Genomic DNA, 21,603 nt, shown 5'->3' with positions numbered 1-21,603 from the left:
AATTGAGGAGTTATTTAAGCTTTCCGAGTTTCACTTGTGGCAGACCGTACAGCTGAGCGTCGGATAGTGGTCAACCCTGTCGGTGTGGCAGCTCTCGCACGTTGGCCTGATGTCTATCTGCTGGTGCGGCACGTGGCACGACTTGCAGTCCTTGTCAGCATGATTCTGGTGGATCGGCTTGTCCGGCAGGCTGTGGCACGTCTGGCAGGAGAACGGCTCCTCCGTTATGTGCGGCTGGTGGCACATGTCGCAGTTGCTGTTCGCGTGGGCTCCTTCGGGCATTGAGAGGATTATGTTCCTGTCGCTGTGGCACTTCCTGCAGTCCTGCGGCTTCGGCAGGATGTCCTCTCCGTTCACCTTGACGTCTGCGAGGAAGTTGTGGCAGTTCGTGCAGTGGAAGTTCATCTGCTTGACCTTGATCACCTTGTCGCTGTGGCAGTTCAGACATTCATTCCTGTCGGGAACGAACCTGTGAACCCTCCCTCCGTGGCAGTCTATGCAGTTCGCGTGGGCGTTCTCGAGGTGGAATTTATGCCCAGCGGTCTCGGCAACGTATGGCCACTTCTCGCTCTTTGTGAAGTGGCAGTGCTCGCACCTCTCGTTGGGTATGACCACGTGGACGTCATCCGAGACTTCCTCCGGCCTCAGGGTGAAGTACGTCACCAGCAGCCTCATGTTGTCCTCCATGTTTGCCTTGTGGCACTCGTGGCAGGTTATCTCCCTGTGAGGGCTCTCGTTCCACTTGTACCATGCTTCCTCCATAAGGTGACAGGTTTTGCAGAAGCGGGGATCGTCCTCTACGAACTTGTAGGTGTTGTAGCCCTCAACTGCGATGAGAATTCCGGAGATTATGAGCAGTGCTATCAGCGGTAGTGACTTGAAATTCATAGCCCACCTCTCAGGTGAATTAATAAAAATTTTGCGATTCTGATGCGGTTTGTATCTGAAAACGAAAACCGATGAACGCTCGGCACACTTCAATGGATTTTCTCTTAGAGGTTTTAGCCGATATTCCTCAGCAAATTTGCGTTTAACGCTGAAAATGAGGCCGCACCTACCTTCTTCGCCGTTAATTCTGCTTTAGATGTGGCCAAAACGATATATACTTTCGTTTCTGTAATTACAAATAATGAAGTTTGTTGGCTCTCTCGGGAAGGGCGAGTTGTTCAGGCTGTTCGGAAAGCACGTCTCCCCAGCAAAGGCCCGCTTTTTCGAGACGATAGGATTCGACTTTGTTCCGGGAAAAAATAAAAAAGGTAGGATTTACTCGAGCTCTGCCCTCTCCCACTCGTGCGGGTGCTCCCATGGTGGTAGCAGCTTTATGAGCACCGCAAGTATGATGAACGGCAGTATCCAGATTCCAACTGCAAGCAGCACGCTCTCTGGGCCAAAGAGCGGCATTATGTACGTGGTGTATCCCATGTAGGTCTTGGACAGGATCTGCCCGCCTATGACCACGTTCCACCTCATCGCAAACACGCCTATCAGCGTGAGCACTGTGGCGAATATGTAGATGTACTTCCTGATGCTGAACCTCACAAGCCCGGTTCTCGCGAACAGCAGCAGGAATATTGGCACGAGCGTTCCCAGGAATATCTGTATGACCACGAACGTCCAGAATATCTTCTCCGAGATCAGGTACCTTATCGCGTCTATCCCTTCTTCCTGCGTGTAGAACAGGTGTGCGAGCTCCATGAACTCAAGGCTCAGGTCGAGCAGGTAGGAGTAGAGCAGGTAGTTGGCGAGCGTGTCCGTGCATGCTCTGTCAAGCTCAACCCCTCTTATGTAGCTGCTGACTATGTATATCAGCAGGACGAGCGCTATTCCCGAGACCATCGCCGAGAACAGGAAGATTATGGGCATCAGCGGTGAGTTCCACCACGGGTTCGCCTTCACGCTGCCGAATATGAATCCAACATATCCGTGCAGGAATGCGGCTGATGGGAGGCCTATGACCGTGACGATGTTCACGATCTTGTTGTCAGACCTGACAGCTTTCTCGCTTATGTTATAGTCGCCGAGGGTGAGGATTCTGTAGATCATTCCCTTCAGTCCCGTCTTCTCCTGAGCCCACATGACTATGTCTCTTCTGTAGTCGAAGTACAGCTCTATCAGCAGCACGGCCATCAGGTACCATGCGTAGACGAACCCAAAGCCTGCCATGGCCGAGGTGAGGTGAGGCGTCATCATTATCTCCAGAGCCCTCTCGGGATGCCCGAGGTGGGCGACGAGTGGTAGTGGAGCACACAGCAGGAACGCGAGGGCTGTGAGCAGGGCAAGCCTGTAAGTTGGCTTCACGGCCTCGACCTTGAATATTCTCTCAAGCGAGGCGACTATGAACGCTCCGGCCACAAGGCCTGTGATGTATGGGTACAGGGCGATCAGAACGCTCCAGTTCACTTCAACCTCGTTGGGGTAGATGTAGCCCTGAACGTGCTGCAGAGCCTCCCACAGAATCTCGCTCATTCACCTCACCTCCGAGTCAAGGCCTATGTAGAAGACCTTGGGCTTCGTGCCCATCTCAGGCTTCAGAACCTGAATCTTGTTCTCCTCGAGGATCCTGTGGATCTCGTCCTCCGGATCCTTGAGGTCTCCGAACCTTCTTGCCTGCGTGGGGCAGACCTCAACGCACGCAGGCTTGTATCCCCTCGTTATTCTGTGGTAGCACCACGTGCACTTGTCTGCCGTGTTCCTCCTGCTCTCCCTCGGCCCGTCCCTCGGGTAGAGGTACCTCGCGCCGTACGGACAGGCCTGAATGCAGTACCTGCACCCTATGCAGTACTTCTCGTCCACCAGCACGACCCCGTCCCTCGTCTTGTATGTCGCTCCAACGGGACACACCTGAACGCAGGGCGGCCTGTCACAGTGGTTGCAGAGCTTTGGAACGAAGTACGACTTGGCTATGCTCCTCTCATCGTAAACCGGTGGAAAGCCGTTGAACCCGCCGTTTGGTGAGTCCACCTTGGGCTCCTCCTCTCCCTTCAGCCAGACCCATCTCTCGACCCACGTTCTGAAGAAGAACGGGAGCCTCGGAACCTCGTTCTCTATCTTGCAGGCCCTCACGCACCTGCCGCATCCTATGCACTTCCTCGTGTCAACAACGAAGGCGTAGTGGTGAGCATTCCAGTCGTAGCCCTCGACAGGCTCCTGAGCTCTCACAGCGTTTCTGATTCCCGCAAGTCCGGCGATTCCGGCTATTGCGAGCAGGAGCTTCCTTCTACTCACCATTTTGAGCACCTCCCCTGAAGACCCACGGAGAGTGTGGGTTGTGGCAGTCTATGCACGCCCTCCCATACCCGTGCTCGTCTGTGAACTTCTGCGGGAAGCCCTCGGGCCTCGTTGGGTTGTACTCGTGACAGAGCTTGCACAACGCTCTCGTTGGATCTATGTCTGCCTTCACGTTCTGCGGGTCTTTTACATGACCCATGCTCGGGCCGTGACACGTCTCACAGCTGAGCGTCATGTGAGCCCCCCTGTCGAGGAACTCGACCTTCTCAGCATGGCACTGCATGCACGTCTCCTTGCTCGCGAACTTCATTTCAAGCTGCATCGCCTCTCTGACCGCATCGCCCCTGAACCACCTGTAGGAGTAGTCGTCGGTGAACTCCCCAAACGTTAGCGGGACGACTATCGCCCTTATGGCGAGAAACAGCAGAATCACGGACAGATACAACATCAGGAACCTTCTTGGTGCGGCTCTCATCCATTCACCCCGGTTATCACTGTTAAATCAAATGCTGAAAGCTCCTTTAAAAACTTTTTCCAGCCCGTCGAAAATTCTGAAGGTCTGGCTGGGTAACAGGAGCTACGGGATCAAAAATTGTTCAAATTTATATTCGTTCACGAGATATTTACGTGAAAGTAAAGAAGTCAGAGGCCGAGGGCCTTTGCAATCATCTGAAAGACGTCGTTCGCTATGTTTATACCGTTCATCTCGAGCAGAACGTTCAGAACAGCCCCTATTATTGCTCCGACGATCAGGGAGGAGATTATCCGGATTTTGATTATCAGGATTATCGCTATTATCAGCAGAACGAGCGTGGAGACTGCACCAATCTGCGCGAGCTGCTGCTGGGTCTCCTCCATCGCCATGCCCATGAAGTTGAAGAGCGTTGCTATGCCGGACATTCCGAACAGCAGGCCTATGATGAGGCCTATTGCAATAATCGTGTTGTCCCCCATGTTATTTCCTTCCACTCCGGGAAATATAAGGTTGACGTCACGTTTATTACCCGCGTGTGGGGAGGTGATGATGATGGACGAGCTGAGGGATACGAACAGGGCGTTCTTCGACAAGTACTCGGAGATAGACGACTCGAGAGAGTTTCTGGAGTTCATGGCAAAACCTCTGAGGCAGAGCTTCAGGGTCAACACGCTGAAGGCAGAGGTTGGTGAGGTTGTGGAGCGCTTATCCTCTCACTTCGAGCTTGAGCAGGTACCGTGGGTTGAGGAGGGCTTCTTCGTTTATGGTGAGGGCATCACAAACACCCCCGAGTTCTCCCTCGGCCTGATTTTCATGCAGGAGGCGAGCTCGATGATACCTCCACTTGCCCTCGACGTGGAGCCGGGGATGCTCGTCCTCGACATGGCCGCCTCACCCGGAGCCAAAACAACCCAGATGTCTGCCTACATGGAGAATACGGGGTGCATAATAGCGAACGATGTGAAGTACCCGAGGATAAACACACTCATCTCAAACCTTCAGAAGTTTGGGGCTGTGAACGTGAGGGTGACCATGAAGGACGGCAGGTACTTCGGCAGGTTCAGGGAGAAGTTCGACAGGATTCTGCTCGACGCCCCGTGCAGTAACGTGGGCATGATAAGGAAGAACTACAAGTACCTGAAGCTATGGAGGCAGAGGGACGTTGAGGCTCTCTCAAGGCTCCAGAAGAGCCTCATAATGGCTGCCTACAAAGCTCTGAGGCCGGGAGGAGTTCTGGTCTACTCCACATGCACCCTCGATCCCGAGGAGAACGAGGAGGTTGTGGACTACCTGCTGAGCAACACGGATGCGAGACTCGAGAGGATAGATCTTCCCGTGAAATCACGTGAGCCGGTAACCGAGTTCAGGGGGAAGAGGTACGATGAGGAAGTCAGGAAGTGCCTCCGGATTCACCCGCAGGACAACGACACCGAGGGTTTCTTCGTTGCGAAGGTGGTGAAGCCCGATGAATGAGAGCGAGATTCTCGAGACCCTGAGGGAGCAGTTTGGGGTTGAGAGCATCAACTTCAGGCTGAAGGTCATGGGCAAGAACAGGATCTACGCCTACAGGGACTGCTCGCTCGACGTTGAGGAGTACCACTCCGGAGTGTACTTCGGCAGGATCGAGAGGGACGGGATAAGGCTCTCCATCGAGGGGTGCTACCTGCTTGCAGACCAGCTGAGGAGGAACGTGGTTGAGGTCAGCTATGAGGAGATGGAGAGGTGGCTGAGGGGCGAGGATCTGGAGAGAGAGGAGAGGGGCTACGTGGTGCTGAGGTGGAAGAACTACTACCTCGGCTGCGGAAAGGGGAACGGAAAGAGAATAAGGAACTTTGTGCCGAAGGACAGGAGGCTCAGGTAGATTTTTAAGGTAACTCCCCAATCAGTCACCATGAAGCTCAGACTTTCGGCAGTCCAGTGCAGGGTTGGAACCGAGAAGGCCTTTGAGAGTGCTGTCAGGCTGATCTCTCAGTCAGACTCGGACGTTTACCTCCTTCCCGAGTACTTCTCATACCCCGTTGGAGACATGTCGATTTCAACGTCCAGAAAGACCTTGGAGTGGCTCGAAAGCGTTAGCAGGGAGCTCTCCACGGCGGTTGCCGGAAACGTGATAGTAAAGAGGGAGAACGGGCTGTACAACACCCTACACGTCTACCATGACGGGGAGCTCATAGCCACTCAGGACAAGCTCCACCCGACGAGGAGTGAGAGGGAGCTCGGCATCAAGTGCGGGAGAAAGCTCGAGGTCTTCGAGATCTACGGGGTGAGATTCGCTGGACTGATATGCGCGGACATCCTCTATCCAGAGCTCTGCAGGGTCGCGGGACTTAAGGGCGCAGAGATCGTGCTGAACCCGGTTGTGTCCTTCAAGAAGTCCGAGCTTCCGGCGCAGGAGTTCAGGTACTGCCTCTACTTCACGAGATCGTTCGACAACGCATACGCCATAGTCAAGGCTGGTGGGGCGGGCTTCACATTCCTCGGGGACGAGTGCGTTGGGAGGAGTCTGATCTCGACCCCTGACGGAATCCCAGCCAAGTTCAGGGACGAGAACGCCGAGGAGCTCATCACGGCCGAGGTGGACATAAGGAGGATCAGAGAGTACAGGAAGGTCAACTACTCGATGCAGGACAGGAACGTCAGGGCGATAGAGGACATCCTCGACGGAGGGATCGAGTGCTGAGGGTAGCTTTCAAGCTCGCGTACTTCGGCTGGAACTACCACGGCAGCCAGTACCAACCTCACGTGCCTACGGTTGACGGAGAGCTGTTCAGGGCGTTTGAGAGGATGGGCATAAACGCGAGGGAGAGGAGGTACAGGACTGCCGGCAGGACCGATGCGGGAGTGAGCGCGCTGGGTAACGTGTTTGCCCTCGATCTGGACACATTCGATCCATGGATGGTGAGGGTTCTGAACTCTCACCTGCCAGAGGACATCACGGTCTGGGCTTACAGGGTCGTGGACGATGACTTCGATCCGAGGAGGAACGCGGTGTCAAGGCTCTACCAGTACGTCATGCTCGACGAGGGGTATGATGTTGAGACGATGGACGAGGCTGCGAGGATGCTTGTGGGGAAGCACGACTTCTCGGGATTCGCGAAGAACTGCAGGCCGTGTGTGAGGGAGATCTACGTCTCAAAGGTGGAAAAGGATGGAGAGCTGCTGATCTACACAGTTGAGGGGAACGCGTTTGCCTGGAACATGGTGAGGAAGATTGTCACGGCCCTGAAGATCGCGGGGCGTGAGAAGAGCCCCGAGATTGTGGAGAGGGTTCTGTCAGGTGAGCAGATCCCCCTCACTCCCGCAAGCCCCTACGGCCTCATTTTAAAAGACGTCAGATACAGTTTCGACTTTGAGGTTGAGGAGAAGGGGCTTGCGACGCTAAGGGAAAGGATCGCGGAAAACTTCAGGAAATTTGCCCAGCTTTACGGAGTGTTCAGGATTCTTTCAGATTTCTGAGGAAGTTCCTGACCTTCTCTTCAACCTCCACAACGCCACCTATCACTATCACCGCCGGGGCTTTGACGCCCTCTTTTTCGGCGATCTCGGCTATGTCGCCGAGCCTTCCCCTGACAACCCTCTGCTCTGGAGTGGTGGCCCTCTCGATTATCGCAACGGGCGTTTCGGGGCTCTTTCCGTGCCTCAGCAGCCTCTCCACGTTTTCCCTCAGGGTTGACACGCCCATCAGTATGACTATCGTGGCGTTCAGCTTGGCAAGAGCATTCCAGTTCAACCTTTCCCTCTCCTGCTTCCCGGTTATGAGGACGAGGGCGGGATCGTACCTCCTGTGGGTCACCGGAATCCCCGCATACGCAGGGCCAGCTATTGCGGAGCTTATTCCAGGCACGACCTCGAAATCGATTCCGTGCTCGGCAAGAGCCTCAATCTCCTCCCCACCCCTCCCGAAAACGAACGGATCTCCGCCCTTGAGCCTCACGACCTTCTTCCCCGTTTTTCCGTACTCTACAAGCAGGCTGTTGATCTCCTCCTGCCTCTTCTTGTGCCTCCCGGCCCTCTTCCCCACATCTATAAGCTCGGCTTTGCTCTCCTTCCTTATCAGCTCCTTTATCTCCTCTCCAATGAGCTCGTCGTAAAGTATCACGTCCGCCTCCCTTATCAGCCTCAGGGCCTTCAGCGTGAGGAGCTCAACCTCCCCCGGGCCCGCCCCGACTATGTAGACCGTCATACTAAACCACTCAGCCCCCTCAGAATCTCCTCGACCTCTTCCTCGCTCCAGTCCCTGCTCACCCTCTCATCCACCCTCGCCTTGACCTCCCCACCCTCTCCAAGAACCTCGCAGACCAGCCTGATTTTGTTTCCCGCGCTCTCTGCGTAAACCCCTGCAGGCACTGCACATCCAACGCCCAGATAGCTTATAACAAACCTCTCGAGCATTGCCTCCCTGTAAGTTTCGTCGTGGTTCATGAATGAGGCAAGCTCCTCCTCGCCCTCCCTCGTCGCAACGGCTATGATTCCCTGATTGGCTGAGGGGACAAAGGTGTAAGGGCTGAGCCTCTGGTACTTCAGCTCCTCGTGGATTCCGAGCCTTATCAGCCCGGCTTCGGCCAGAAATATCCCGTCGTAAATCCCCTCGCTTAGCTTCCTCAGCCTCGTGTCCACGTTTCCCCTGAGATTCTCGATCTTCAAATCCTTCCTGAGCTTCAGAACCATTGCTCTCCTTCTGAGGGATGATGTGCCAACAACCGAACCGCCCTCAAGCTCCTCGAAGCTCCTCCCGTCTCTCGTCACGAAAGCATCGCATGGTGACTCCCTCTCAAGCACTGCGGCTATCACTGTTCCTTCAACCCTCTGGGTGGGAACGTCCTTGAGGCTGTGGACGGCAACGTCCACCTCTCCCCTCTTCAGCGCGAGGTCTATCTCCCTCACGAACGCCCCGATTCCCTTGAACTCGTGGAGGGGCCTGTCCTTCTTTATGTCGCCGGACGTCCTGATTATCCTGATCTCGGTCTCGTAGCCCTCTCTTTCCAGCTCCTCTCTAACCTTGTGCGCCTGCGCGAGGGCGAGCTTGCTACCCCTCGTCCCTATCACAACTCTGCGAGACATTTCAGGATCACTTCTGCTGTCCTCTCCACATCCTCCATGCTGTGGGCTGTGCTCATGAAGCAGCTCTCGTACTGGGAGGGCGGGAAGAACACGCCGTTTTCGAGGAGCTTCCAGTAGAACTTCATGAACCTCTCCTTATCGAGCCTCAGCGCTGAGGCGTAGTCCCTCGGCCTCTCGCCGAAGTAGACACAGAACATCGACTCAATGCTGTCCACCTCAACTCCCTCGACCTTTCCATCCTCAATACCATCTCTTACAGCCTTCACGAGCTCCTCGGTCTTCCTCCTCAGCTCGTCATACGGCCTCTCTTCCGAGAGAATTTTGGCGGTTGTGTAGCCAGCCGTGAGGCTCACCGGGTTCCCGCTGAAGGTTCCGGCCTGATAGACCGCTCCAGATGGCGAGAAGTGCTCCATTATCTCTCTCCTTCCTCCAACAATGCCTATGGGGAACCCACCTCCAGCAATCTTTCCGAGGGTCGTTATGTCAGGCTTGACTCCGTAGTACTCCTGAGCACCTCCGAGGGAGAGTCTGAAGCCCGTGATCACCTCGTCGAAGATGAGGAGCACGTCGTTCTCCTCTGTTATCTTCCTCACCTCTCTGAGGTACCCATCCTCCGGAATTATGAGCGTCGAGTTCCCCATGACGGGCTCGAGTATCAGGGCCGCAAGCTCGTCCCTGTTCTTCTCCACAATTTCTGCGAGAGCCTCGACGTCATTGTACGGGGACTGCAGCGTGTTCTTCACGAAGTCCTCAGGGACTCCGGCAGAATTGGGGGTGCCGTGGGTCGTGGCACCACTTCCCGCCTTCACAAGAACGGAGTCGTGGGCTCCGTGGAAGCTCCCCTCGATCTTGACGAACTTGTCCCTGCCGGTAAAGCCCTTCGCGAGTCTCAGGGCGGACATCGTTGCCTCGCTGCCCGTGTTGGTGAACCTAACCATGTCGATTGAGGGATATATTGAGGTGATCAGCTTCGCGTATTCAATCTCAAGCTCTATCGGCGTTCCGTAAACCCACCCGTTCTCGAGGGCGCTTTTAACGGCCTCCTTCACCCTCTCGTCCGCATGCCCGAGAATCAGCGGCCCGTAGGCCATGCAGTAGTCTATGTACTCGTTCCCGTCCACGTCGTATATCCTCGAGCCCCTCGCCTTTCTCGTGTAAAACGGAAACGGCTTTACAGCTCTCACCGGGCTCGAAACCCCACCCGGCATCAGTGTTTTTGCCACATCGTAAAGCTCCTTCGACCTCTCCCACATTCACAAAACCTCCGCAATCTCCTTTGCGTGATAGGTTATTATCAAATCAGCTCCGGCCCTCTTTATGGATGTGAGGATCTCGTACGCGATCTCCTTCTCATCGAGCCAGCCCATTCTGCCAGCGGCCTTGACCATGCTGTACTCCCCGCTGACGTTGTAAGCAGCCACCGGCACGTTAAATGCCTCCTTGACTCTCCTTATGATGTCCAGATAGCTCAGCGCGGGCTTGACCATTACTATGTCTGCGCCCTCTTTCAGGTCGAGTTTCACCTCCCTCAGAGCCTCGCTGCCGTTGTGGATGTCCATCTGGTAGCTCTTCCTGTCTCCGAACGCGTATTCGCTCTCCGCAGCCTCTCTGAACGGGCCGTAGAATGATGAGGCGTACTTGGCTGAGTAGCTCATGATCGCAACGCTCTCAAACCCGTTCTCGTCGAGGGCACTCCTTATTGCCTTCACCATCCCGTCCATCATTCCGGATGGAGCGACGATGTCAGCACCGCTTTTTGCGTGGCTGACAGCTATCTTCCCAAGTATCGGGAGCGTGGGATCGTTCAGCACCTCCTTGCCCTTCACAATTCCGCAGTGGCCGTGGGTTGTGTACTCGCACAGGCAGACGTCCGTGATGAGGACCGCATCTTCATGCTCCTTCCTGACATTCCTCAGGGTCTTCTGAATGACACCATCATCGTCAAAAGCTGAGGAGCCGACATCGTCCTTGTGGGAGGGGATGCCGAAGAAGATGAACGCCCTTATGCCGAGCTCCATGGCCTTCCCCACTTCATCCGCCACGTCGTGGATGGGGAAGCGGAAGTAGCCGGGCATGGAGGGTATTTCCTTTGGGGATGAGATGTTCTCGTCAACAAAAACGGGCATTATCAGGTCGTCAGTGCTGAGCCTGCTCTCCCTTAACAGGGGCCTCAGCCTGTCTCTCCTCAACCTCCTCATTCTCAGAGCGGGAAACTCCATTAGACCCACCTCCAAACAGATACTCCACGGCCTCGATAACCTCGGAATTTCCGTTCCTTGCAGCTTTTCTTATCCTGACGGTTGGCTTCCTTAGGAACTTCTTTATAAGCGAGTTGGCGAAGCTCTCTATCATCGGCAGCACGTCCTCGTCCACGCCGTATTTGGCGCTGAGCTTGTTGTAGAACTCGATTATCTCCTCGTTCTTTATGTAGTCCGCGTGCACGTACATCATGCATATCGCGTTCCTCGCCTTGAGCTCCTTGAGCCTGTCCATGAGGTCATCCAGCTCCTCCTTTATAATTTCTTCAGCCTTCTTCGCCTCCCTGAGCCTCTTTCTCAGGTTCTCGGTGCTGATCTCCCTCAGGTCGTCTATGGTGTAGAGCGTGACTCCCTCGACCTCTCCGACCTCCGGCTCCACATCCCTCGGGAGGGCTATGTCTATTATGAGCAAAGGCTCCTTCCTGAGGGCCATCACCCTCTCAACAGCGCCCCTCGTGATCACGTGGTGCGGAGCGGATGTTGCCGAAATGACGACATCGCACTCCACCATGTACCTCTCTATCCTGTCGAACGGCACGACCTCCGCGTTTCCAATCTCCTCAGCGAGCCTCCTCCCTCTCTCTGGAGTTCTGTTCGCCACGTATATTTTCTCAAGGTTCTTGTGGGCTATCGCCTTTGCCACGAGTCTTCCCATCTCTCCGGCTCCGATTATCATCGCCCTCTTCCCTCTGAGTGTCCCCAGCGTCCTCTCCGCAAGCTCCACTGCCGCACTTCCTATGCTGACCGCTCCCTTGTTTATCCTCGTCCTGTTCCTGACCTTCTTTCCGACCTGAATCGCCTTGGAGAAAACGAGGTCGAGAACCTCCCCTATGCTTCCGTACTCCTTTCCGAGGTTGTAGAACTCCTTCACCTGACCGAGTATCTGATCCTCTCCGACCATCATCGACTCGAGCCCGCTCGCAACCCTCAGCAGGTGCTCGAGGGTGTCCCTGTCCTTGTGGATCTCTATTATCCTCTCCGGCACCCCCATCTTCCCGGCAAACTCCTTGAGGGTCTCGAGGGTCTTCGTGCCGTAAACATAAACCTCAACACGGTTACAGGTGAGAAGGATCGCGCACTCCCTTATGTTCGGGTAGCTCATCACCCTGTCGAGGAGCTGGCGATAATCGCCGTGCCAGGCCTTTTGAATCTCATCTATGGATGCCTTCTTGTGGGAGATGACGAGGTTGGCAATTTCCATTATGTGTAAAGTTCCCGGGGCGTATTTTAAATCTTTTCTGAGGTCGTGCTCAACTGCCCTGACCTGAGAGCAGACACGCAGGTTCCTTTAAAAGTGGGTCAGAATAGCCTGAGGCAGAAAATCGTCAAAAAGGGGATCAGGTCTTTGCACCGAGTATGCTCTTCGGGCTCCTCTTGATCCTTCTCCTCCTCTTCCCGTCGGACGTGTACTTCTGGTTGGGCCCGGGCTTCTTGTACGTCTGGTACTTGGACGGAACGAGCCTCTGCCCACCCTTCCTGTTCTTGATCTTGATCCACTGAGTCGTGCCTGTTTTACCCATGGTGGAGACTGTCAGGAGAGAATTTAAAAAAATTTTGGTGCCAATTATCCCGAAGGCAAAATAATAAATATCGCAAGAGAGAAAGTTTTAGTGGATGGTCAGAAGAGCCAAGCTCGTTAACGATGCCGTGGATCTCGTCCCGGTTCTTCAGCTATTCTCCACCGAAACGTACAGGAGGGTGTACGAGACCCTGCTGAACGAGTGGAAAACTCTGAGCGAGCTAAGGGAGCTTTACGGTGAGGGTGTTGAGGAGGCGCTGCGAATTCTAAAGAATGCCGGTATGCTTGAAGTGAAGTGGAGGATGCCCTCTGAACCAACCGGAAAGCCGGAGAAGGAGTACCACGTGAGCTACACCCACCTGAGCATAAACGTTTACATCTCCCTGAAGGATCTCAACACAATCCTCAACGCAATCTTCATGGCCGAGGATGAGGAGAGCGAGGTCGTCGGCAGAATCACCGAGCAAATAAGCAGGGGAAGGATCTCGGTGCAACACATAAGCAGGGAGACCGGAATGGACAGCCTGTTCATTAGGGCGATAGCCAAGAAGTCCCTCAGGCTCAACCTCAAGGGACAGCTCGTCGAGATGGCAAAGGAGGATGAGATATAGCATAAAGAACATTCTGGACAGGCTGAAGTGGCATCCAGACTACGATTTTGAGAAAGTGGTTGTCAGGTACGTGGACAGGCCTAAAGGCATCTCCGAGATCTCGGGCAGCGACATCACCGACGTGGGCCACAAGTTCATCTACACCCACACCTCTGCCATCCCCCACCACAGGGTTGTTGAGATCCTGTATTCTGGTGAGGTTGTCTGGAGGAAGGGATAAAGTTATTTAGGGAGAGCACCAAAGCCAAGCGATGACCGTCAGGAGCAGGCTCGAGGGCAGGATGGATGAGAACGCCCTTAAGCTCACGACCTCAATGGATTTTGACGAGAACATCTTTCAGTACGACATTCTGGTGGATTACGCTCACGTGATCATGCTCGAGAAGTCCGGAATAATAGACAGGAATTCTGCGGCGAGAATACTCAGAGCGCTTAGGGAGATTGAGAGGAGCGGATTTGAAAGCCTTTCTAAGGAGTATGAGGATGTGCACGAAGCCATTGAGGCCAAGGTCATAGAGCTGGCTGGAGATGACGGCAAGAAGATGCACACCGCGAGGAGCAGGAATGACGAGGTTGCCACCTGCCTGAGAATGTTCGCGAGGGACAGGATCCTCGAGCTCCTCTCAACTCTCCTCGAGCTGAGGTCGGTGCTTCTTAAAAAGGCGAAGGAGAACGCCAACGCCGTAATGCCCGGCTTCACCCACCTCCAGTACGCCCAGCCCACCAAGCTCTCCCATCACCTGCTCGCATACCACGACATGATCGAGAGGGACTTCCAGAGACTTCTCGACGCGTTCAGGAGGGTGAACCTCTCACCTCTCGGCTCCTCTGCTTTTGCTGGAACCTCCTTCCCAATAGACCGGCGGCTCGTTGCCGAATACCTTGGCTTTGACGGCGTGGTTGAGAATGCAATGGATGGGGTCTCGAGCAGGGACTTTCTGATTGAGTCGGTCTTTGCCTGCACCTCTTTGATGCTCTCGTTCAGCAGAATCTGCGAGGAGATCGTGCTGTGGGCGTCTGAGTTCGAGTTCGTCGTACTTCCAGATGAATTTGCGTCCTCGTCAAGCATAATGCCCCAGAAAAAGAACCCCGACACGGCGGAGATCATAAGGGCCAAGGCTGGCCGAATGGTGGGGGATCTGGCCGGAGTGATGGCGATATACAAGGCGATGCCGTTCGCCTACAACAGGGACTTTCAGGAGATGAACAGGGTTATGTTTCAGGTGATGAACGAGACGCTTCTTGCGGCGAGGGTCATGGCAGGGCTGATGGACGGAATTGAGTTCAGGACTGACGTTATGGAGGGCAAGGCGGGGAAGGGGTTCTCGGTCGCAACGGAGATAGCGAACCTCCTCGTTCAGAAGGGCGTCCCCTTCAGAACCTCCCACAGAATAGTGGGCGAGCTTGCCAAGAGGGGGATCTACAGGCCAGATGCGAAAACTCTCACGACCATAGCGAGGGAGTTTGGTGTGAAGGTTGAGGTGACGCAGGAGGAGATAGAGGCGGCGTCGATTCCCGAGCTGGTGGTGGAGCAGAGGGGAAGCGAGGGAGGGACATCGGAGAGAAACATTCTTGTGATGATCGAGAAGAGGGTGGAGAGGATCAAAGAGGATGAGGTCAGGATAGCCTCAATCAGGGCGAGAATTTCCGACTCGCTCAAGAGACTCTTCGAAGAGGTTGATGCTTATGCGGGGAAAGAGGGTTAGGATCAGGGCGAAGGGAAGGATTTTCGAGGGAATAGCCCTCCCATCTGAGGACGGAAAGATTGTGCTGAAGCTGGACAACGGCTACAATGTTGGGTTTTACGATTACGAAATTATTGAGGAAGAGGAGTTCGAGGTGCCAGAGGTCAAGCTCCCGGCAGTGAAGGAGAGGGAGGGGTTGAAGAACGTCAAGGTAATCTCGACCGGCGGAACGATCGCGAGCAAGGTTGACTACAAGACTGGCGCGGTAACGAGCCAGTTCACGGCGGAGGAGATCGTCTCGGACATCCCTGAGCTGGCGGAGATCTGCAACATCTCGGCCGAGCTTCTCTACAACATTTTGAGCGAGAACATGAGGCCGGAGTACTGGATCACACTTGCGAGGAGAGTTTACGAGGCCATAAAGGAGGGCTACGAGGGTGTGGTCGTCACCCACGGCACGGACACCATGCACTACTCAGCCTCAGCGCTTGCCTTCATGCTCAGAACTCCCGTCCCGGTGGTTTTCGTTGGTGCCCAAAGGAGCAGCGACAGGCCGAGCAGCGACGCGGCGATCAACATGATCTGCTCCGCCCACACAGCGCTGAGCGACCTTGGGGAGGTGGCGGTGGTCATGCACGCCACAACCAGCGACGACTACTGCCACATTCACAGGGGCGTTAAGGTCAGGAAGAACCACACCTCGAGGAGAGATGCGTTCGAGAGCGTTAACTACCCTCCGCTCGGCAGGGTGTGGAGCGACGGGAGGATTGAGTGGATTGCAGAGAGATTCAGGAGGGGTGAGAGGGAGCTCCAGCTCTTCGACAGTCTCGAGGAGAAGGTCGCCCTGATAAAGTACTTCCCCGGCTTAACCCCTGAGATTCTGGAGTTCTTCCATGACAGGGGCTACAGGGGCTTCGTCATTGAGGGCACAGGACTCGGGCACGTCTCAACCGACTGGGTGGATACAGTTAAGCGAGTAGCGGAGGACAGCCTCATCGTCATGACCTCTCAGTGCCTGTGGGGCAGGGTGTGCGACAGGGTTTACGACACGGGCAGGTACCTGCTGAAGGCTGGTGTGATAGAGGGAGAGGACATGCTGCCTGAGACCGCGCTTATAAAGGTGATGTGGCTCCTCGGCAACTTCGAGCTGGAAGAGGCGAGAGAACTCGTTAAGAAGAATCTGGTTGGGGAGATAAACTACAGGAGCGGCTACGAGGAGGAGTTTGAGTAAAAAATTAGATCTCGCTTTTTTCCATCCTCGAAGCCTTCATCAGCTCGAGCGTCCTCCTCAGCCTCTCTGAATCTCTCTTTTCAGCTATCACGTCCAGCTCCGCTCTGTAGGCCTCTATGTCGACCTCTCCTCTCTCCGTGTACTCGTCTATGAAGTTCCTGTAGAGCTTGACGAGGTCGTGGATCAGGGAGACGCTGTACTCCCTGCCCTGAATCTTAAGGCAGTCCACGCCCCTGTCGATCATCTCCGGGATCTCGTCGAGCATCAGGAACATGCTGTTGGGCAGCTGGAAGTCTGAGGCGTAGACGTCATCTCCAGCAAGCTTCCACCCGAGCAGGCACGGTCTGAAGCAGACCCCACCCCTGTTGGGGCTTCCGACGTAATAGGCTTTCCCGTCTATGCTCTCGTACTTGAGGGCCTTGTAGCTGCTCATCCAGCACCTGCCGAGGTACGTGAAGTCTGTGTTTGCGTGGATGAGCACTTCAACCCCCATCCCCGTGTGGGCCTTGATCTCCATCATCTCGTCCAGACTCATCTTACAGTCCGCGACGAACAGATACGCTCCGGCATCCCTGTAGAGCATCGCCTCCTCCTTGTTGAGTATGCTCGCCCCGATGCTTGCGACTATCTTTAGATCAGGATACCTCTCCCTCGTGATCTTCATCAGGCCTATGTCGTTGAGGATAACGGCATCAATTTCCATGCTGTACAGGCTGTCCAGCTTCTCGATGTACATTCCCTCCTCTCCAGCCTTCGGCATCGCGTTTATCGCTGCCCTCAGCATCCCTCCGTAGTCGTGGGATATCCTGACAGCCTTCTTCAGCTCCTCATCACCCATCTCGTACTTCTTGCTCCTCCTGCTCCACCCCTTCACTCCGGCGTAAACACTATCCGCCCCGGCCTTGAAAACGGCCTCGACCATCTCCAGGCTTCCGCCCGGACCGAGAAGTTCGACCATAACCATCACCTCGGCACGTAAATCTGCCCCGCCCTGTTGAAGTAGTAGCCATTGGCTATTCCGTTCTCGGCGAGGCTCTTCAGGAGCTCAAAGTCTGACCTCGAGAAACCCCTCTCGAGAAGTTTCCTGTATATCGCTCCGACCTTCTCCCTGTATCCTATCCTCTCCGAAACGGCCTCGATTCTGAACGCGTCTGCAAACTCAAGCATCTCGATGTGCTCGTACATGCACACATCCTTCCCGCTGAGCGTCGCGTGGCCGAACGGCTTCAGCACGAGATCCTCGCTCTTGAAGTACATCTCCTCCCTGCAGATCTTGGGGCAGTCCTTCCCCACAACGTCGGCAAACCTCTTCAGGAAGCACTCGTGCCCTATGCCGACCGGAATCTTTCCGTGCACGACCACCTCTATCTCCACTCCGGTCTCCTTCATCTTTTCGATGTCCTCAACGGCGAGCTCGTAGGCGGGGATTATCCTGTCCACGCCTATGCTGTACAGGAACTCTGCCGTTGAGACTGTGTAAATATTGGCGAGACCACCGGCAATCAGCTTGATGTCCGGAAACTCCTTCGAGATGTACCTTATGACTCCGAGGTTGCTCGCCTCTATCCCATCGCAGACCTCCACAGCAGTATCTATCATCCTGTAGACTCTCTCGAGGTCTTTGTTCCTCGGAACCGCGAACGTTGTTGCGTAGGCCTTCTTGCCCATCTCCCTCACGATCTCTGCTCCGGCCCTCAGATCGTCCGGGCTTGAGATGAGGTTACCCTCATACTCCCAGCAGTACGGCATCCCCAGATAAATCGCATCGTAAGGCTTTATGCTGCACTCGCTCATGCTCTCAAGATTGGGAATTCCCGTTGTGAGCTCCATACTCCATCACCCCCACCTTCGTTATCTGTCTCGTCTCGTGCTTGACAAGATCAGCATCAACGCTGAAGTGCATGAGCCTCGGTCTGAAGGTGACCTCGGCCACAGCTCTGCCGTTATAAATAACCTTCCACCTCCTCGCGCATTCCATCCCGCACTCTCCATCCCTTTTAACGCTCCTTCCTGATGAGTAGGCGGAGAGCATGCACTTCCCCTTGTAGAACATCTCCACAAACGCTCTCCCAAACACCTCTATTTTCAGGCTCTTGCTCTTGAGCCCATCAACCTCATGGTTCAGCTCTGGAGGTATAACAACCGCATACGCCCCAAGCTCCTCATACAGCCTGATGTCCTCTCTGTTCAGCGCGTTCATTCCCACACTCACGGTCACCTTCTTCTTGCCGGAAACCCTTGAGATGGCTGCAAGCTCGTTGAGAACGACGTGCTCGTGCCTTATTTTCTCGCACACCTTCTCCAGCTCATCCGCCTCCTTCACCCTGTTGAGAGCCACCACTGCCTCATCCATCCTGTTTATCTCCTCAAGTGTGAACGCCTTGCTGTCCGAGTACCTGCTGTATCCCTTAAGCCCCACCAGCTGCACGATAGCAAATGATTTATCATGATTTAAAAGCCTTTTTCTTTTTCATTTTCGGCCCAACTTTTGCTCCACCTGAAAGGAAAATTTTTTAGTCTTTGGCGGTGTTTTTCTGGCATGGACAGGGTAACCCTCGCAATTGCCGTTTTCATAGCAACTCTGCTTGCGGTTGCAGGAGGAATAGCGTACTTCTTCGGGGTTGTGACTCTGCTCAAGCTTGTGTTTGGCCTCGCTTACCTTGGGCTTTTGCTGTTCTTCGGTCTGATGTTCGTGGTCACCCTCTACGCCAAATCATTCAAGTACTCTGCCATCCTGCTGATCCCCTTGGCCCTCTCGGCTTACGGGCTCTACAGCTCGTACGTCTGGGACGTTACTGGAGTAGTTGCCACCACTGCCGTGTTCGTCATAGGGTTTGTGGCGTTCATCTGGTACATAAGCGAGCCCGACCTCTCCGTGAGAGAGCGGCTTTCAAGCCCGGAGTCGCTGATGAGGAGCGGGAACTACAGGGCTGCTGGCAGGAAGTACGAGAAGAGGGGGGAGTACGTCAAGGCGGCCGAGGCATACATAAAGGCCGAGATGCTGGAAAGCGCGGCGTGGGCGTATGAGAAGGCCGAGAAGTATGCCGAGGCTGCTGAGATCTACAAGATGATCGCCGAGAAGTCCGGAGATGCTTACTACTGGAAGGAAGCGTATGAGATGTTCAAGAAGGCCGGAAAGTTGAGGGAGGCTGCTGAGTGCCTCGAGAAGTATGCGGAGGACGAACCATGGTTCTGGGAGGATGTTGCGGAGATCTACGCTGAGATTGGCGATGAGGAGAAGAGAAGGGAGGCTCTGAAGAAAGCACTTGAGTACTACAAGAAGGAGGCGGAGGAAGAAGGCGTGTTCTGGGAGGACGTGGCGAAGATATACGAGCAGCTCGGCGAGGAAGAGCTTGCAAAAGGTGCGTGGACGAAGTTTGCGAGGTACTGTGAGGCTGAAGCTGAGGAGGATCCGATGTGGTACAGGCATGTTGCTGAGGCTTACGAGAAACTTGGACTGTCTGAAAAGGCGGAGGAGGCGAGGAAGAGGTACGAGGAGTACAGGAAGGGAATCGCGAGAGAGGCCGCCTGAAGATCTTGGACATTCTGCCCATATTATTTTATTCAGAAATTTTGAATAGAAACGTTTATATATTCTCGCTCAGAACTTTATGAAATTCGAAGGTAGGTGTTTGAAATGGAATTTGAGAGGAAACCGCCTGTGCAGGTCGGAGATATTAGGGAAGTAAGGATTGAGAACATTGGAAGTGGTGGAGACGGAATAGCGAGAATAGACGGATACGTCGTTTTCGTGCCGGGCGTGAAGGTTGACGACGTCGTGACTATAAGAATTACGAAGGTCTTGAGGAAGTACGGGTTTGCGGAAGTCGTTTAAAGCGACTCTGCGAGCTTTTCAATCTCATCAATGTATTTCCTTATTTCCTGTAGGTCTTTTTTCATCTTTTCGATTTTTTCGTCCGCTCCCTCCGGGATTACCGCCCCGTGCTGTGACGGCTCAATCACTCCGGCATGCTCGAGGACCCTGAGCGAGTAGCGAACCTTGTGCTTCGGCATGTTGAGGACTTCGGCCAGCTTGAAGATGCCTATGGGCTGGTTCTCCTTCACGGCCTTCAGAATCTGGAAGTGCCTCAGGGCTATTTCCGCCTCGTACTTAAGCTTGCGCAGGGCCATTTTTTATCCCCGAAATAAAATGTTCACGATAGTATATTAATCTTCCTGCAGAGGATGGTAGACTATCACGATCCCGGCCTCCTTAAGAAATTCGAGCCCCCTGCTGTCCGCGTACTCTCTACCGTAAACGACCTTCTTTATGCCCGCGTTTATTATCATCTTCGCGCACATTATGCATGGCTGGTGGGTTGTGTAAAGTGTAGCGTCCTTTATGCTCACTCCGTGGTATGCGGCCTGAATTATGGCGTTCTGCTCCGCATGCACCGCCCTGCAGAGCTCATGCCTCTCACCAGACGGAACCTTCAGCTGCTCTCTCAAACAGCCTATGTCCAGGCAGTGGGGGAGTCCCATGGGGGCGCCGTTGTAGCCTGTCGAGAGGATTCGCTTGTCCCTGACAATGACTGCTCCAACGTTCTGTCTAAGGCAGGTTGATCGCGATGCGACGACCCTTGCGATCTCCATGAAATAATCGTCGAGGCTTGGCCTGTTGTGGGGCATGGTTGCTGGTTACCTGCAAAAAGTTAAATGTTTCTCCGATTGTTTTTTCAGCAGAACTACCGATCGCAACTCATGAAGCTCATCGTGTGCAGCAGAGTTGACCCGGCGAGCCAGAACATCAAAAACGCCCTCCTCTCAATGGGGAACTTCGAGCGGAAGGTTCTTGGAGATTACGAGTTCTTTGTTTCTGACAGCGTATCAATCGTGGACGTTGATGTCAGGTTAATCTACGCTGACGGGATTGACGAGAAACTCCTCAGGCTCATGGAGTTCGACGAGATCTTGTTCGCGTCGAGGCACTCCAGCAAGGATGGGAGGAAGATCGTGACGACCCACTGCACTGGAAACGTGGGGAGGGCAGATTTTGGTGGAAAGCCCTACAGCCTTGCGAAACCATCTCCCCTGACCATGAAAAACTTCTCCATGATCGTGGAGAGGAAGCTCAAAGGTACGGAGTACGAGTTCACGCTCGAGGCAACGCACCACGGCCCGTCTGAGATCAGAATTCCATCTGCCTTCTACGAGATCGGCTCAACTGAGGAGGAGTGGAGCGACGAGGACGTGGCATGGATTGTTGCAGAGTCAATGCTCGAGGCCATTGGCATGGAGGGTGAGTGGAAGGTTGCGGTTGGTGTTGGAGGCACGCATTACGTTCCGAGGCAGACTGAGATAGAGCTCAGCACAGTCTATGCCTTCGCGCACAACTTCCCCAAGTACACGTTTCAGGATCTGAATGAGTGGTTCCTCGAACACGCTTTCAGGCTGAGCGAGGCTGATGTGTTCATAATCGACGAGAAGTCCGCCAACTCTGCTGTGAAGTCTCTCGTGAATGCGGTTGCGGAGAGGCTCGGCGTTGAGGTGCTGAAGTCCAAGCACGCGAAGAAACACCAGCTTGACATATAAAGT

Annotated in this window: 27 protein-coding genes; 11 read left to right on the top strand and 16 right to left on the bottom strand. The window is 54.5% G+C overall.

From position 1 onward, the window contains the following. Positions 1-30 precede the first annotated feature (30 nt). The 5 genes from GAH_RS01430 to GAH_RS01410 form a co-directional block, all read right to left on the bottom strand. A complete protein-coding gene (locus tag GAH_RS01430) occupies positions 31-888 on the bottom strand; it encodes a cytochrome c3 family protein (RefSeq protein WP_048094358.1) in 858 nt (285 codons plus the stop codon). A 375-nt stretch (positions 889-1,263) separates the two neighbouring features. Beyond that, positions 1,264-2,466 carry an NrfD/PsrC family molybdoenzyme membrane anchor subunit gene (nrfD, locus tag GAH_RS01425; RefSeq protein ID WP_048094357.1) on the bottom strand — a complete coding sequence of 401 codons (1,203 nt, stop codon included), beginning with the start codon at positions 2,464-2,466 and terminating at the stop codon, positions 1,264-1,266. Next, positions 2,467-3,228 (bottom strand): 4Fe-4S dicluster domain-containing protein, encoded by a 762-nt coding sequence (locus GAH_RS01420; RefSeq protein WP_394298884.1) that lies wholly within the window; start codon positions 3,226-3,228, stop codon positions 2,467-2,469. It lies immediately after the preceding gene. Further along, positions 3,218-3,703, bottom strand: coding sequence for a multiheme c-type cytochrome (locus GAH_RS10260; RefSeq protein ID WP_052747712.1), 486 nt, complete (start codon positions 3,701-3,703; stop codon positions 3,218-3,220). Before GAH_RS10260 ends, GAH_RS01420 begins: the two co-directional genes overlap by 11 nt. Positions 3,704-3,870: 167 nt before the next feature. Beyond that, on the bottom strand, positions 3,871-4,182 hold the full coding sequence (locus GAH_RS01410; protein ID WP_048094356.1) for a hypothetical protein: 312 nt from the start codon (positions 4,180-4,182) through the stop codon (positions 3,871-3,873). A gap of 73 nt (positions 4,183-4,255) precedes the next feature. Here GAH_RS01410 and GAH_RS01405 point away from each other — a divergent pair, with 73 nt between their 5' ends. Genes GAH_RS01405 through truA form a run of 4 tightly spaced genes read left to right on the top strand, consistent with a single transcriptional unit; the run spans position 4,256 to position 7,159 of the window. Further along, positions 4,256-5,176 (top strand): NOL1/NOP2/sun family putative RNA methylase, encoded by a 921-nt coding sequence (locus GAH_RS01405; protein ID WP_048096631.1) that lies wholly within the window; start codon positions 4,256-4,258, stop codon positions 5,174-5,176. Continuing rightward, positions 5,169-5,564: a methyltransferase RsmF C-terminal domain-like protein gene (locus GAH_RS01400; RefSeq protein ID WP_048094355.1), complete on the top strand. Its 396-nt coding sequence runs from the start codon at positions 5,169-5,171 to the stop codon at positions 5,562-5,564. Before GAH_RS01405 ends, GAH_RS01400 begins: the two co-directional genes overlap by 8 nt. A gap of 30 nt (positions 5,565-5,594) precedes the next feature. Next, positions 5,595-6,383: a carbon-nitrogen hydrolase family protein gene (locus tag GAH_RS01395; RefSeq protein ID WP_048094354.1), complete on the top strand. Its 789-nt coding sequence runs from the start codon at positions 5,595-5,597 to the stop codon at positions 6,381-6,383. Continuing rightward, entirely contained in the window at positions 6,377-7,159 is a 783-nt protein-coding gene (gene truA, locus GAH_RS01390) for a tRNA pseudouridine(38-40) synthase TruA (protein WP_052747711.1), read from the top strand. The genes GAH_RS01395 and truA overlap by 7 nt, the downstream gene beginning before the upstream one ends. Here truA and cobA read toward each other — a convergent pair. The 6 genes from cobA to GAH_RS01360 form a co-directional block, all read right to left on the bottom strand. Then, entirely contained in the window at positions 7,137-7,886 is a 750-nt protein-coding gene (gene cobA, locus GAH_RS01385; protein WP_048094353.1) for a uroporphyrinogen-III C-methyltransferase, read from the bottom strand. The genes truA and cobA overlap by 23 nt on opposite strands. Then, the gene (gene hemC / locus GAH_RS01380; protein WP_048094352.1) at positions 7,883-8,764 is read right to left on the bottom strand and encodes a hydroxymethylbilane synthase; all 882 of its coding nucleotides are present in this window, start codon (positions 8,762-8,764) and stop codon (positions 7,883-7,885) included. Before hemC ends, cobA begins: the two co-directional genes overlap by 4 nt. After that, positions 8,746-10,017, bottom strand: coding sequence for a glutamate-1-semialdehyde 2,1-aminomutase (gene hemL, locus GAH_RS01375; protein WP_048094351.1), 1,272 nt, complete (start codon positions 10,015-10,017; stop codon positions 8,746-8,748). Before hemL ends, hemC begins: the two co-directional genes overlap by 19 nt. Then, the gene (gene hemB / locus GAH_RS01370) at positions 10,018-10,983 is read right to left on the bottom strand and encodes a porphobilinogen synthase (protein ID WP_048094350.1); all 966 of its coding nucleotides are present in this window, start codon (positions 10,981-10,983) and stop codon (positions 10,018-10,020) included. After that, a complete protein-coding gene (gene hemA, locus GAH_RS01365; RefSeq protein ID WP_048094349.1) occupies positions 10,901-12,223 on the bottom strand; it encodes a glutamyl-tRNA reductase in 1,323 nt (440 codons plus the stop codon). The genes hemB and hemA overlap by 83 nt, the downstream gene beginning before the upstream one ends. A gap of 136 nt (positions 12,224-12,359) precedes the next feature. After that, a complete protein-coding gene (locus GAH_RS01360) occupies positions 12,360-12,542 on the bottom strand; it encodes a DUF5350 domain-containing protein (RefSeq protein ID WP_048094348.1) in 183 nt (60 codons plus the stop codon). A gap of 94 nt (positions 12,543-12,636) precedes the next feature. Between GAH_RS01360 and GAH_RS01355 the strand changes: the two genes are divergently transcribed. Genes GAH_RS01355 through gatD form a run of 4 tightly spaced genes read left to right on the top strand, consistent with a single transcriptional unit; the run spans position 12,637 to position 16,068 of the window. Beyond that, the gene (locus GAH_RS01355) at positions 12,637-13,152 is read left to right on the top strand and encodes an ArsR family transcriptional regulator (RefSeq protein ID WP_048094347.1); all 516 of its coding nucleotides are present in this window, start codon (positions 12,637-12,639) and stop codon (positions 13,150-13,152) included. Continuing rightward, complete coding sequence (locus tag GAH_RS01350) at positions 13,142-13,372, top strand: DUF504 domain-containing protein (protein ID WP_048094346.1); 231 nt, start codon at positions 13,142-13,144, stop codon at positions 13,370-13,372. The genes GAH_RS01355 and GAH_RS01350 overlap by 11 nt, the downstream gene beginning before the upstream one ends. Before the next feature lie 31 nt (positions 13,373-13,403). Beyond that, positions 13,404-14,858 (top strand): argininosuccinate lyase, encoded by a 1,455-nt coding sequence (argH, locus tag GAH_RS01345; protein ID WP_048094345.1) that lies wholly within the window; start codon positions 13,404-13,406, stop codon positions 14,856-14,858. Next, the gene (gene gatD / locus GAH_RS01340) at positions 14,839-16,068 is read left to right on the top strand and encodes a Glu-tRNA(Gln) amidotransferase subunit GatD (RefSeq protein ID WP_084632398.1); all 1,230 of its coding nucleotides are present in this window, start codon (positions 14,839-14,841) and stop codon (positions 16,066-16,068) included. The genes argH and gatD overlap by 20 nt, the downstream gene beginning before the upstream one ends. Positions 16,069-16,072: 4 nt before the next feature. On the opposite strand, the gene GAH_RS01335 is transcribed toward gatD, so the two are convergent. The 3 genes from GAH_RS01335 to GAH_RS01325 are packed head-to-tail and all read right to left on the bottom strand — an operon-like array spanning position 16,073 to position 18,496. Continuing rightward, on the bottom strand, positions 16,073-17,032 hold the full coding sequence (locus tag GAH_RS01335; RefSeq protein ID WP_245604039.1) for a peptidase U32 family protein: 960 nt from the start codon (positions 17,030-17,032) through the stop codon (positions 16,073-16,075). Then, the gene (locus tag GAH_RS01330; RefSeq protein WP_048094343.1) at positions 17,032-17,898 is read right to left on the bottom strand and encodes a peptidase U32 family protein; all 867 of its coding nucleotides are present in this window, start codon (positions 17,896-17,898) and stop codon (positions 17,032-17,034) included. The genes GAH_RS01335 and GAH_RS01330 overlap by 1 nt, the downstream gene beginning before the upstream one ends. Further along, positions 17,867-18,496, bottom strand: a complete 630-nt coding sequence (locus GAH_RS01325; protein WP_048094342.1) for a U32 family peptidase — start codon at positions 18,494-18,496, stop codon at positions 17,867-17,869. Before GAH_RS01325 ends, GAH_RS01330 begins: the two co-directional genes overlap by 32 nt. Before the next feature lie 111 nt (positions 18,497-18,607). Between GAH_RS01325 and GAH_RS01320 the strand changes: the two genes are divergently transcribed. After that, entirely contained in the window at positions 18,608-19,600 is a 993-nt protein-coding gene (locus GAH_RS01320) for a tetratricopeptide repeat protein (RefSeq protein ID WP_048094341.1), read from the top strand. A gap of 105 nt (positions 19,601-19,705) precedes the next feature. Continuing rightward, the gene (locus GAH_RS01315) at positions 19,706-19,903 is read left to right on the top strand and encodes a TRAM domain-containing protein (protein ID WP_048096625.1); all 198 of its coding nucleotides are present in this window, start codon (positions 19,706-19,708) and stop codon (positions 19,901-19,903) included. Here GAH_RS01315 and GAH_RS01310 read toward each other — a convergent pair. Both GAH_RS01310 and GAH_RS01305 read right to left on the bottom strand, forming a co-directional pair. Continuing rightward, positions 19,900-20,199 carry a winged helix-turn-helix transcriptional regulator gene (locus GAH_RS01310; RefSeq protein WP_048094340.1) on the bottom strand — a complete coding sequence of 100 codons (300 nt, stop codon included), beginning with the start codon at positions 20,197-20,199 and terminating at the stop codon, positions 19,900-19,902. The two genes, GAH_RS01315 and GAH_RS01310, sit on opposite strands and share 4 nt — an antisense overlap. Positions 20,200-20,235: 36 nt before the next feature. Further along, positions 20,236-20,697 carry a deoxycytidylate deaminase gene (locus GAH_RS01305; RefSeq protein WP_048094339.1) on the bottom strand — a complete coding sequence of 154 codons (462 nt, stop codon included), beginning with the start codon at positions 20,695-20,697 and terminating at the stop codon, positions 20,236-20,238. A gap of 72 nt (positions 20,698-20,769) precedes the next feature. On the opposite strand from GAH_RS01305, the gene GAH_RS01300 reads away from it, so the two are divergent. Further along, a complete protein-coding gene (locus GAH_RS01300) occupies positions 20,770-21,600 on the top strand; it encodes a D-aminoacyl-tRNA deacylase (RefSeq protein WP_048094338.1) in 831 nt (276 codons plus the stop codon). Positions 21,601-21,603: the final 3 nt, after the last annotated feature.

This window comes from Geoglobus ahangari (genome assembly GCF_001006045.1).
Lineage (GTDB): Archaea > Halobacteriota > Archaeoglobi > Archaeoglobales > Archaeoglobaceae > Geoglobus > Geoglobus ahangari.
The sequence above is the reverse complement of the archived record's forward strand: the minus strand, read 5'-3'. Positions and strand labels throughout refer to the sequence as shown.